General features: G+C 37.8%; 12 protein-coding genes. 3 read left to right on the plus strand and 9 right to left on the minus strand.

Features of this window, described 5'->3' with window-relative positions; genetic code table 11:
- Positions 1-27: 27 nt before the first annotated feature.
- The 4 genes from J7E67_RS30610 to J7E67_RS30625 form a co-directional block, all read right to left on the minus strand.
- Positions 28-1,491, minus strand: a complete 1,464-nt coding sequence (locus J7E67_RS30610) for an aldehyde dehydrogenase family protein (protein WP_214733449.1) — start codon at positions 1,489-1,491, stop codon at positions 28-30.
- Between the two features lie 109 nt (positions 1,492-1,600).
- Positions 1,601-2,332, minus strand: a complete 732-nt coding sequence (locus J7E67_RS30615; protein ID WP_088087939.1) for an iron-containing redox enzyme family protein — start codon at positions 2,330-2,332, stop codon at positions 1,601-1,603.
- 242 nt (positions 2,333-2,574) lie between these two features.
- On the minus strand, positions 2,575-3,345 hold the full coding sequence (locus J7E67_RS30620) for a creatininase family protein (protein WP_214718204.1): 771 nt from the start codon (positions 3,343-3,345) through the stop codon (positions 2,575-2,577).
- Positions 3,346-3,411: 66 nt separating this feature from the next.
- The gene (locus tag J7E67_RS30625; protein WP_214733450.1) at positions 3,412-3,741 is read right to left on the minus strand and encodes a 2Fe-2S iron-sulfur cluster-binding protein; all 330 of its coding nucleotides are present in this window, start codon (positions 3,739-3,741) and stop codon (positions 3,412-3,414) included.
- A gap of 344 nt (positions 3,742-4,085) precedes the next feature.
- Between J7E67_RS30625 and J7E67_RS30630 the strand changes: the two genes are divergently transcribed.
- Together J7E67_RS30630 and J7E67_RS30635 are read left to right on the plus strand one after the other, a co-directional pair.
- Positions 4,086-4,421, plus strand: a complete 336-nt coding sequence (locus J7E67_RS30630; protein WP_214718202.1) for a hypothetical protein — start codon at positions 4,086-4,088, stop codon at positions 4,419-4,421.
- A gap of 568 nt (positions 4,422-4,989) precedes the next feature.
- Entirely contained in the window at positions 4,990-6,213 is a 1,224-nt protein-coding gene (locus J7E67_RS30635) for a hypothetical protein (protein WP_251027111.1), read from the plus strand.
- A 53-nt stretch (positions 6,214-6,266) separates the two neighbouring features.
- Here J7E67_RS30635 and J7E67_RS30640 read toward each other — a convergent pair whose 3' ends face one another.
- Both J7E67_RS30640 and J7E67_RS30645 read right to left on the minus strand, forming a co-directional pair.
- A complete protein-coding gene (locus J7E67_RS30640) occupies positions 6,267-6,974 on the minus strand; it encodes a hypothetical protein (RefSeq protein WP_214718200.1) in 708 nt (235 codons plus the stop codon).
- Between the two features lie 193 nt (positions 6,975-7,167).
- Complete coding sequence (locus J7E67_RS30645) at positions 7,168-8,610, minus strand: hypothetical protein (protein WP_214718199.1); 1,443 nt, start codon at positions 8,608-8,610, stop codon at positions 7,168-7,170.
- A 663-nt stretch (positions 8,611-9,273) separates the two neighbouring features.
- Between J7E67_RS30645 and J7E67_RS30650 the strand changes: the two genes are divergently transcribed.
- Positions 9,274-10,080, plus strand: coding sequence for an aspartate dehydrogenase (locus J7E67_RS30650; protein ID WP_214718198.1), 807 nt, complete (start codon positions 9,274-9,276; stop codon positions 10,078-10,080).
- 51 nt (positions 10,081-10,131) lie between these two features.
- On the opposite strand, the gene J7E67_RS30655 is transcribed toward J7E67_RS30650, so the two are convergent.
- From J7E67_RS30655 to J7E67_RS30665, 3 genes are all read right to left on the minus strand, one after another.
- On the minus strand, positions 10,132-10,809 hold the full coding sequence (locus J7E67_RS30655; protein ID WP_214733452.1) for a GntR family transcriptional regulator: 678 nt from the start codon (positions 10,807-10,809) through the stop codon (positions 10,132-10,134).
- Positions 10,810-10,924: 115 nt separating this feature from the next.
- The gene (yyaC, locus tag J7E67_RS30660; RefSeq protein WP_214718194.1) at positions 10,925-11,542 is read right to left on the minus strand and encodes a spore protease YyaC; all 618 of its coding nucleotides are present in this window, start codon (positions 11,540-11,542) and stop codon (positions 10,925-10,927) included.
- Positions 11,543-11,731: 189 nt separating this feature from the next.
- The gene (locus tag J7E67_RS30665) at positions 11,732-12,646 is read right to left on the minus strand and encodes a ketopantoate reductase family protein (RefSeq protein ID WP_214733476.1); all 915 of its coding nucleotides are present in this window, start codon (positions 12,644-12,646) and stop codon (positions 11,732-11,734) included.
- Between the last annotated feature and the right edge of the window lie 7 nt (positions 12,647-12,653).

Genomic DNA, 12,653 nt, shown 5'->3' on the forward strand with positions numbered 1-12,653 from the left:
CTGTTCTCCTTTACCTAATGTATTATTTTAATAGCCCATATAGACAGTTTTTAATTGCGTAAAGAACTCTAAGCCCACTCTTCCGGATTCACGGAATGTAGATGTACTTGATTTTTTCAGGCCTCCAAATGGTGCATTCATTAAGTTTCCTGTCGTTGTGCGGTTAACCTTGACTGTTCCCGCTTGGATATCCTTTGTAAATTGGTTGGCGATTTTGAGATTATTGGTAACAATCGAAGCGGATAAACCATACTCGACGTCATTCGCAACGGCAATGGCTTCTTCATATGTATCTACTTCAATCACAGCCACAACTGGGCCAAAGATTTCTTCTTTCGCAATCCGAGAATTAGCGTTTACATTGGTAAAAATAGCAGGCTGGACATAGTATCCCTTTTCGAATTCTCCAGACACTAATGGCTCACCGCCATATACTAATTCAGCACCATCTTCTTTTCCGAATTGGATATATTTCATGACATTCTTCAATTGTTTTTCGTTGGCAAGCGGACCAATTTTCACGCCTGCTTCAAACCCATTACCTATTTTTAGTGCCCTCGTTTTTTCAACAAGTTTCTGAACAAATTCATCTTTTACGTCTTTCAAGACGATGACACGGCTCGTTCCCGTACATGCTTGCCCTGTTAACGAAAAGCCCCCGTTTACAGTCAAGGTTGCGGCTAGATTGAGATCTGCATCATCCATAACAATTAGCGGATTCTTCCCGCCTAGTTCCATTTGTGTCCGAGTGGTAAAGCCTGCCTTTTTATGAATGTCTTCTCCAGCTGCGGTTGAACCTGTAAATGTGACGGCTCTAACAGCAGGATGGGTTACCAGCAAGTCACCGACGTCTGAAGCTTTTCCAGTAACAAAGTTAATCACGCCTTTAGGAATTCCTGCCTTATCTAGTGCTTCGACTAGACGATAAGCTATTAATGGAGTATCTGAGGAAGGTTTAAATACAACCGTATTCCCCGTGATTAGAGCGGGAGCGATTTTTCGGGCTGGTATAGAAAGTGGAAAGTTCCATGGAGTGATGACACTTACTACTCCGAGCGGTTCTCTTTCCGTTGAAACTTTCATATTTGCGTCATCGTTTGGAAAGGTTTCCCCCGTAAAGCTTTGTCCTTCTACTGCATAATAGCGGAGCGTTTGCGCAGAACGAAACACCTCATTCTTGGCATCATCAACATGCTTTCCTTCTTCTCTTGTTAATTCTTCTGCCAAAGAATCTGCATTTTGTTCTAGGATACTGGCTGCTTGATTTAAGATAGCCGCACGCTTGGATGGAGCTGTTAGGGCCCAGCTAGGAAAAGCATTCTTGGCAGATTCAATCGCAATTTTAACATCCAGTTCGTTTGAAGCTTGGAATTCCCCAACAAGATCTTCGGTATTTGCAGGGTTCACACTAAAAAATGTTTTTTTACTCACCGATTCCTGCCATTCTCCATTTATATAATTATTGAATGTCTCTACTTTTGTAGTAATCACTACTATCACCTTTTTTCATTTATTTATTTCCATGTCTTTTATAAAAAAATGGCCGTCACTTAAACCTTTAAAATACAAGATTAATAGGACGGCCGGTAAAGTTTTCTTATTACTTTGTTTCTACTAGTGCTCCTAAATCCTGCTCACAATACTCTCTCCATAACCCATCCATGTACATACGGCGCATTTTTGCACCTGTACGAACGACTTCTAAGCAGCGTTGTTGCAACTCAGGAGTATCGGCGTGGTCAAGAACAATTTTATAACCGCGCTCACCATGGATTTCATCAGATACGATGTGTAAATCAAAGAATTCAATTTCTTCATCTGTAAACCCATATTGTTCACGTAAAGCAGGTGTTTGCTTACGGTAAATATCTGGTACTTGTGATTCCAAGCCTACAACTAGAGCTGCTGTTGCTACGACGAAATTTTCGCGTGCTGCAACTGCGAAACACCAGCTTTGAAGCCCTAAAGTGGTTGGAGCCATATTGTTTGGATCGATAATTCTTTCTGCAGTCGTACCACATGCTTCCGCAAAACGAATCAATAAATCAGTGTGACGGTCAGCTGCAATTTCTTCTTCATACATGTTCTGTAAAGTGAAATCTTTTGCAGCGGCAAATTTTGGATCTGATGGAGTGTTGTGATAAATATACGCTAAATAGTCTGCGAATGGTCCTACATAATGGTAGTGATTTTCAGCCCATCTAGAAAAGTGCTTTCTTCCAAGTTTGCCCTCAGCCCAAGCTACTGTAAATGGAGCCTTCTGGCTATGGTTACCTTTAATTGCTTCTTCTAATTGTTTGCGAAATTCATCTTTAGATAATAATTCTGTCAACTGAAACTCCTCCTCTAATATTATGTAGGTACCCAAGTTTAACTTGGTATTTGATATTTTGTATACCAAATTAGATTAAAAATAAAAAGATTGTGGATTCTTTCCTCTTCCAGCACTCTTTAATTCGGTGAAAATATCGTTTTGGTATACCTTACGTTTATACTACCAATATATTGTTTATTTGTAAATATAATTTTTAGAATTTTTTAAAGATTAATAATCTTCCCTCTCTACTACTAAATTTATGGAAGGACATCCACTTTCAGATCTAGTAATTTGAAGAGTTCTTTTGAAAGATTAGCTAAGGATTCCTCCACGATCTGCTGGCCCATTTCCCAGCTTGCTGTTGTGGCATCCCCGATACAGCCGTTATTCGTCATTTCTTCATAATAATAAAATCCTTGAATCGCTTTTCCAGGTCGAAGCTGCTTCCATCTTCCCTCTTCTTGGATATCACCTTTTTCAAGGTCTTCAAGACGGACAAGCTCGGGAGCTAAATATAGTGCTTCGGAAACTTCTCGTTCACAGCTATGTCCATATAATGGTGAAGTGATATTTTCCTTTATCGCCTTTTTAGCAGATGCAGTCGTCTTAGCATAGTAAATTTCAACATCCAGTTCTTTGGTTAACATCATTGAGGCAACATTAAGCGTCGACTGGTTACCTCCGTGAGAATTTAAAAACAAAAACTTTTTAATGCCGTGATGCTTCAATGATGAGATAACATCCTTTAATACCGCAATTAATGTCGTGGGCTGCAAGGAGATCGTTCCCGGAAAATTTAAATGGTGTTGGGAAACACCCATATTAATGGTTGGTGTGACCAATGCAAAAGGAAACATTCGTTGGCCTAACTTCTTGGCCATCTTTTCAGCTAAGACAGCATCGCAACTTTCTACCATATGGGGACCATGTTGTTCGTGAGCACCAATTGGAATGATCGCAAATTCAACAGTCTTAAGCGATTCTTCTACTTCTTTCCATGTCATGCTGGTTAAATCATAACAATCCATTTTAACTCACCTACTTAAGTTGGTTGTATTTTGTATACCATTAATAAATATAAAATAAATTCCCTATCAAGATTGGATAGTAGATTGTTTCTTCGGGGCTTGGATCGAGATATTTTCTTGAGAAATTTCAATATCTTCTTTAATGGTTAATTGACATGTTAAGCGGTAGCCCTCATTGACCTTATCTCCAAGCATTTTTTCTTCTTTCCAATTCGGTGGAGATAATGACTCAGCTCCGTTTACGACGATACAAGTGCATTTTGTACATCGCCCCATTCCGCAGCCATACTTTAATTTTGGTAATTGACGGGTCCCTGCTAATACTACTAAATTGGCATTGGCTTTCACTTCTTGTTCAATTGTTGTTCCATCAACATGAAGAATCACTTTTGGCATATTGTTACCCCTTTCTGTTTATTCTAAAAATTTTGATACTTTTCTGAAGTATACAATCTTTTTGTTAGATAAGCAAACTAGAATTTAAAGGTAGAACGAATTTTTTTCATGTAAATCAGTAGTCTATCAACAACTTTGGTAATTATTTAAATATTTAGAATATAACCTTGAACATTTTAACATCCTGATATAAAATACACATAAGTAGTTTGGTATACAATATTCCGTGGAGGTGAGTAAAGAAAAAAATTAACGTAGGAAGTTACTATACTTAGAGTAACAGAAATTAAATACTTATCTGACTTGAAATTTAAGGTTATTAAAAACTCAAAGGAGTGTTCTACATGGGGAAATATATTGTCTTAACTAATAAAGATACCTTCCAAACAATTCTCGAAAACGATGGGTTAAAACCGATTGAAACCTACCATTTCTATTTCTTTGACAATTTAAAAGCGAAATATACGATTGCTGAAGTCCTTGATGAAACGATTAAAATTCGATTATTTGAAAATTTTGAAGGAAAAGAATATGTTAATCAGATAGCTGTAAAGTTTTTTGAAAAGTTTGATACAATTGAAGCTGCTCGCGAGGAATTAAATGAGATTGTCAAGGCGTCCGGGAACAGCGAGGATTCTGTCAACTCCAAACTGGTAAAATCTGACGAGGTAGCCGTTTAGAATATTTATTGTGCAAAAAAAAATAGTTTTTCTATATATAAAATCCGGAGAGGTAGCTTGGCTCTCCGTTTTTTTGTCTTGATATTGTTTTTAAAGCACAAAAAACCGCCGGCTTTTAAGCGGCGGTTGAATAAGTAACGTTAGAACTTAAGAGTTTTTCTTAGTGAAGCTAGTTTTTTCTCAGCTTTTTCTGCAGCCCTTTTGGATCCAAATAGAAAGTTAAACATTTAAAATCCCCCTATTAATTGAGTTATTTGATAATGTAATTGTATAATGGGATTAACAATAAAACAAGTTTTTTGTATACCAAATACCACAATTAATCATAACAAATGGCAAATTTGTGACAAATATAGCCTAAATAATACTATTTGGTATACAATTCATAAAAGATAGGGTGGTTGATATGCTGAGGTATATGTTTTTTATCGTAATTTTATTGTATCTTTTCTCCGTGCTGGTGCCTGTGCTAAATCTTGGTGTACTAATCTCCTGTCTATGTCTTGCGATTGTGCTTATTACCCTATTTCAAGCCAAGCGATTTGTTCAAGTTTTAGGAGGTACATTTTTGCTGCTTGGAGTGGTCTTATTGTGGACAAGCGGGGCTTCCTGGCATCAATATATTCTTTCTTTCGGCCCTATGCTGGACTTGCTTACCATGTTTACACTGATTCCGATTTTAGGGATACCGATAAAACTGGGCGGTTATAGCGGGGGCATACAAAATATTATTCAAAAAAGAGTAAAAACCTCTGGTCAACTGTATATGATTACGTCTGGCATATCGTATTTTTTTAGTATTTTTATGAATCTGGCCACATTACCGATGACTTACTACTCGATTAGGCCTGCTTTGGATGTCATTCCCGTTGAGAATAAAGAACGGTTTATGAGCAGAGCGATTACGCGCGGGTTTGCCATGCCTTTACTTTGGGCACCTGTTACACCGATTGTTGGGATCGTCATCACGATGACGGATGTAAGCTGGGTCTCGATTCTTCCTTATGTTATTCCCTTAAGCATCGTGGGTATGGGGGTGGATTGGTATATCGGCTCACGTAAAGCAAATTTCATGATCCAAAACAAAAAGGACCTATCCGTCCACGAAACCGCTGCTACGATAGAATCATCGGGTCAGATGAATCGTTCGGGTAGAGTCTTTCAAATTCTCCTGGCAATCATCATTTTTAACGTGGTCATTTCTTTAGTAGAAACAAAGTTTCCTTATCCGTTTTTAATTTTAGTATCCTTACTTGTCATTCCATTTTCCTTTTCTTGGTCTCTATTCTTAAAACAGGGGAAAGAGTTCGGGGCCCAATTGGTTAAGCATTTTCAAACCTTCTCTGTAAGTATGAAGGATCAATTTTTTATTTTTTTATCGACAGGATTTTTTATCTCAACCATTAATGTTTCTCATACCAATGTATGGCTGGATACTTGGGTAAATAAGTTTATTAGTTTAACAGGTGTAGAAATCTTTTTGATTTTATTGCCTCTAATCCCGTTGGCTTTTGCTTTTCTAGGACTGCATCCCGCAGTTTCACTAGCCCTAATGACAGAGGGTTTGAACCCAGAGGTGATTGGGATATCACCGCATATCTTGACTGTGGCGATGTTAGCAGGAGCTGTTTCTGCTTTTCTAGTGGGCCCTTATAATGCGACATTAGGTCTTATGTCAAACATCGTTAAGGAAAGCTCCTATAAAGTGTCTAACTGGAACCTGCCATTCGCAAGCATTTATATTGGCTGTGTCATGTTATACTTATTTATTTTACAAGTGTTTTTAGCTTAACGAAGCCGCTCATAACTAAAGGTGTCAATCATTGAATTGACACCTTTAGCAATTTAAGGGGTTTTAACATTTTTACTAGAATTCTCTGTTTGTATTTCTTTGACAATTTCCTTGGCAAAGTGACCAAGACTCCCCTCACTATAGGAACGTATCACTTCGGGTGCTAGCGATGTTAGCGCTCTTTTAAGATATTCTGGGGATAATCCTCTGTCCGCAAATTCAGTCTCGATATTGATGGCCGTTTTTAAGGCAAAATAGGTGGCTAATTTATTTACCTCTGTTAAACAACTTTCACGATCAATCTTTACCTTTCCAATCTCCTCAAAAAGCTCCTCAATCTTTGGTGGTAATACGGATTCAGTTATAAATAAACCATTTGCGTGTTCCAATAAATCTCTCGAATGACCCATATACTTCACACCATGAATCTCTAAGCATGGAAACTTGATCGTTAGCTCATTAGTAGCAAGGTTCGTGGCCATATTAATGATAGATGGTGTATGCTGAGCATTGCTCTGGAGCTTTAAGCTTGAGATAAATGGAATAATCTCCGTAGCAGGAAGTGCGAGAATTAAAATATCTACATTACCTATTTCACTTTCTGTTAAGTGATAGCCATTTTGAAATAGGTGGAGATAATTTCTGGCTTTTGTTTCCACTGGGTGGTAAACACCTATTGGGATTGATTTTTTATCCCAATGAGTCATCAACGCTGTTCCTAATTTTCCTATCCCTACTAAACCAATCCTTTGTTGTTTCATCCTTTATCCCCTCTCTTCGTTTCATCCTATGTTTATTGTCTTTTCAAGATAACAAATGTTTTCTTGTTTAAACTACAAATAATAAGGCTACCCCAAAAATCAGTTCGCTGCTGACTTTTGGAATAGCCTCTTTATTTATAAGCGACACCTAATTTCTGTATCTAGTATACTTAAATACATTAAAACTGTTACTTTACCAAATGATAACGGCCAGTATTGTAGCAATGGTAAGTCCGGTTATAACTGGGAAGAAGTTCTTTCTGGCCAGTTCTAACGGTGATACTTGGAGGAACCCGGCAACTGCAACAAGAGATGACCATGCAATCAGCGTACCTCCGCCACTCCAAACCGCTCCCATCTGCCCAATAGCTGCCAGAACGGAAGGATCGATATTACTTCCAGGTCCAATCGCTCCAGACAGTGCACCTGTTAACGGTAGCCCTGCAAACCCAGAACCATCTAACCCTGTAATGATTCCAACGATTAAGATACTAAATGCTGCTATAAATGGGCTATGTGGAATATAATTTTGACCTGCTTGGATCAAATCAAATAGAAATCCTGGTTTTGCTGCATCTTCACCTAAAGAAAGGATAGACGCTGAAAAGTCTCCGCTTCCCATAAAGAAGTAGCCTGCAATCGGAATAACGGGTGCCATCGCCCTAAATGCGAATACAAAACCTTCGGTAATATGTTCACTAATTTTATCTAGTGCATGAATTCGGTTAAAAGCAATCGTCGCCAACACTAAGAGAATGGTTGCCACCCCTCCAATAAAAGCTGCGCCGTCGCCTCCCTCAAATCCAGCTCCACCGCCAATTTTTGTCTGGAACATAAAAATCATAACAGCAAGCATTGCTAAAGGCACAATAATCGCAAAGATTTTTCCCCATTTTTCTTTTACCTTAATAACTTCAGCAGTTTCTTCTACTGTAGCAGCAAGTTCTTCGGTAACTTGGAAGAATGCCTTTTCCTCTTTATTAATCTCATTAACAGATCTTTTTGTAATCGCTTTTCGATGTGTGGCATACACAATCGCTAGAGAAGTTATTCCAGTAATGAGAGAAAGAATGAAGGCCTTATCTGAAACTAAGGATTTATCAATTCCTGCGGCTTTCGCACTAAGCATTGGGGCTACTTGCATAATATAGTCTGATGAAAGTGCCATACCTTGTCCTGCAATAACAATAACCATTGCTGAAGTCATGACTGGCAATCCTGCGCTTACTGCAGCAGGCACTAACAAAGCACAAATTAACGGAACAGCTGGGGTTGGCCAGAAAAAGAGTGAAATCACAAACGTAGTGACCATTAACACTAAATAAGAAACGTGTCCATTTACCATTATTTTTTGGATCGGCACGACCATCCTTTTATCTGACCCTAGATCCTTCAAGGAATTAAGGAGACCGATCATGATGGAAATGATTAGGAAAATACTAAATAGTTCCTTAGCGGCAACCAGGTTTGCATTAAAGACGGCTTGAAAACCGCCGATCACGCTCCCTTTATACACGGCCGCTACTAAAAAGGTTCCAACTATAAGAGGTAACACAACACCTTTTCTAAAAAGCATGATAATAATAACGGCTACAGTGACTACTAGATAAACCCAATGAGCTGCTGTTAATTCCATATTTCCCCTCCGTTTGTTTTAAAAAATTTTTAAAACGATTGTAGCGAAAGATTTCCTTAATTATTGGAAAAGGACCGTAGGAGAGGAATATTAGTTATAAATGGATGGTTATCATGGTGTATATCCTCTACTTCTGATTTGCTTTTCTTATTCCTATAAAGATAAACAATTGCTATTCCATTAAAAGAATAAATCGAAGAGATAATATTTTGAATACTGTAGATTGTATACCAAAGATTTATAAATTTTTTACGAAATTACATGACAACCAAAACACTAAGTTGAAGGCTCTTTTATATCAGAACATTTTCTAGTCCCTAAATCATTCAATCTACAAACAAAGAAAAACTAGTGGGAAAGAGTCTAAGTTGCGTTTTATGTAGTTTGATTCTTTAGGAATGATTAAGATCAACCCCTTTCTTTTCACTATGTACACCTTGTTTACTTTAAGGTTGAAAATAATATACCATTATTCTCTTATCTTTGCAAACAATTTTGAAAATTTAGAAGTTTATATAAATTTATATTATTACTATTGCTTTTGTGATTCGAATCGGCTAAAATGTAGAAAATTGATGGTATATGGTATACAAAGAACTTTTATTACATAGATTGGTAACTTTATAGTTTATTGGAAAAAAATTCAATCCGAGGAGAATGAATATGCTTAGAGCTGGTATCATAGGATATGGAACGCTTGGAAAGAGTATAAGCCAGTTAATCGAATCAGGACATGCTGGCGATGTCGCCCTTCAAGCCCTTTTGGTTAGAACCCCACTTGGTCCTTTAGGCAACCCACCTAGTCAATGTACAGTAACTACTAATGAAGATGTTTTTTTTAACCAAGATTTAGATATCATTATTGAAGCAGCCGGTCATCACGCCCTCCAACTATACGGTGAAAAAGCCCTTTCTTCAGGAAGTAATTTAGTCATTCTTTCTGTCGGTGCATTAGCAAATATAGACTTTTATGAGTCCTTACAGGCGGCCGCAACTAAATACAATCAACAAATAATCATTCCATCTGCTGCCATCGCAGGTTTGGATCGGATCGCTGCTGGGGTATTGGGTGAAATCGATGAAATAACCTTAATTACAAGGAAGCCAACAAAAAGTTGGTATGGGACGATTGCTGAGGAAAAAGTAGATTTAGAAACAATTACTGAACCTTTTTGTGTTTTTGATGGTAATGCCAGAAACGCTGCAAAATTATTCCCTGAAAACGTAAATGTTTCCGCGGCACTCAGTCTTGCCGGGATTGGATTCGAAGAAACGAAGGTTCAAGTTTATGTGGACCCAACGATTCAAATGAATACCCACACAATCATTGCGAAGGGCTTTTTTGGTCAAATGGAAATAACGATTCAAAACAAGCCTTTTAAGCAAAATCCTAAATCTAGTCCTATTGTGGCGATGAGTGTCGCAAAAGTATTACAGAATCTAACCACCTCAGTCGTAATCGGACTTTAATAACATGCAGACAGAAATAGAAAAACTCCACCAGTGGATGGAGTTTTTTATTTATTTACTCTTTTTTCCTTGATTAACAGCCTCAATATATGCTTTTCGAGAATTTTCAATATGAATCTTCGTCAAATACTCAGCCATTTCTATTTCTTGATTGATAATGGCTTCCATTATTCGTAAATGTTCTTCCATCGACTGCACCGGTCGGCCTGGATTTTTATAACCTGTCTTGGCAAATGCCCGAATATAATCTGACAACCCACTTAGTATTTCATATAGTTTCGAATTTTTTGCTGAACTGTATAATAGATGATTCAATTCACCATGTAAATTAGAGAAATCATTATCATTCTTATCGTTTAAGCAGACTTCTACTTTTTTACAGTACTCGACAAACTTACTTTTGGTTTCATCGTCTAATTTTTGAGCAGCTAATTTTGCTGCCAAAACCTCAAGTGAGGAAAGAATCGTAAATACTTCAATAATTTCCTTATCTGAAATATCTGCAACTATAACACCTTTTCTTGGAACGGTTTTTACAAACCCCTGCGATTCTAATCTAAACAACGCTTCACGGATAGGTGTTCGGCTGATATTCAATCGCTCTGCCAGTTCCCGTTCCACCAAACGATCACCCGTTTTAAATTCACCTTCTAAAATGAGATCTTTAATGTGAATAAAGACCCTTTCGCGTAAAGACAATAGATCTTCCTCTGCCCAATTATTCCCCACGGTTTCTCCTTCTTTCTAGGTATACATTGTACCAATTATAACTTACTCTAATTGTAAACATCAAATACTATGGTTGAATTTTCCAAGGAAGTGGGAAATAATTTTAAATTTTTCATCATTGGATAGTTTCAATAAGTCTTTTGCGAGTTGAGGGTTCCCCTAAGACTGCTTGCGTAATAATCTTTGCCATAACTTCGGCCAACTTCACGACAGTGAATAATCTCGTATTATTTAAGGATTGCGCAGGTGCTAATGGATCCAGGTAATTAACCACAGCTTTCATATGGTATTCACCTACACTAGGTAAAGATTTATTAACCGCCATACCTGGGACCAAAGAACCTTCTTTTAAAAAAATAAACCCAATTTGTCGTTCATCACCCAAACAAGCATCAATACCCAAGATAAATGGTTGATTATGTTTTTGATAAATGTCCTTGAGAATTTTCTTTATATTTAAGGCATGAACTGGTTTTTCTAAGGTTCCATAAACTGGAAAAGGAATGTCAGCTTCAGTTAACATCGTCCCGACAATCGGGCCTAGTGAGTCTCCTGTAGAACGGTCTGAACCCACACACAAAATTATGACTTCCCTCGAGGTGCTACTAAGGACTTCTTTTAGTTTAGTTACAATATCAATTAGCTCGTTTCCCTCTGTAGTCTCTTTAACGGAAACATAGCATGACCTTTCTGCCTTCTCAGTCGTCTTTTTCTTGCCGTCAAAAGGCCACATAAACATCAACCCTCTTCTCAAGTTGTAGTTTATACACGTTTTCTTTTATTTTATGATACCTAGTGTAAAACCTGCCATAATCCTGCAAATAAAAATCACATAAAAGAACTCTAGAGTTCACCATTTTGTAACAAAACAGTGCCTGACCCCCGCTATAGTACAACATTAAAGCAGTGGGAGTCAGGCACTTTATATACTTTCAAATAAGTTAATTCGATTATAAAGTTCTTTATTTATTGGAGTTGAGATCCCAAATTTATCTGCCAATTTTAGGACAGTTCCGGAGAACAGGTCCACCTCACTTGGACGTCTGGCTTCGACATCTTGAGCCATGGATGGTTTACCGTCTGGACTTAAGGTTGCTAATACACGTAACCAATAGGCTAAATCTGCTTCGGTTAAGTGGATGCCTGCTCTTTCAGATAGCGTGATTACCTCTCTCATCGCCGCAATCATCATCTCTCTTGCTTCTCCTTCTCGTTGAATCTCACCATAGTTGCTCTGAAAGACAGCTACGGTTTGATTGACTCCGACATTTAACATAAACTTCCCCCATTGTCTCTTAACCATATTGGTATCGACCTCATAGGGAACTGCCATTTTTTCAAAAAAAGCCGCGACACTGTTAACATTTTTGGAAATGAATCCTGGTTCTTGTTCACCAAAGCAAAGCATTCCCCTATGGTCGTATGTGAGTTGATTCCCCACTTTAACGGCATCCATTCCTTGGGCAACACAATATAAAATTTTCTCATGCCCATATGCCTGGCCAATGACAGCCTCACTGGAAATCCCATTTAAAGCCGATAAAATGATCGTCTGGTCACCAATATGATTCTTTACTGCTTGAATCGCATCCTTTAAACCATTATATTTCACCGTGAAAATAAGCAAATCAGCTGGCTCGCATCTTTCATCAGGTGTCAGATAAGTGAAATCGCAGCGTTCTCCGTTACAATAGACGTGTTCATTTTTATATTTGGTTATTCTGTCCCGGTCAGCAATAATTCGTAAATCTGCTTTTGGCATTTTCCTTGATAAATGATGTCCAAAAAGTATTCCTAATGCACCTAAACCAATGATCGATACCTTTTTTATCTCCATCACGCAT

It is taken from the genome of Bacillus sp. ISL-46, assembly GCF_018613205.1.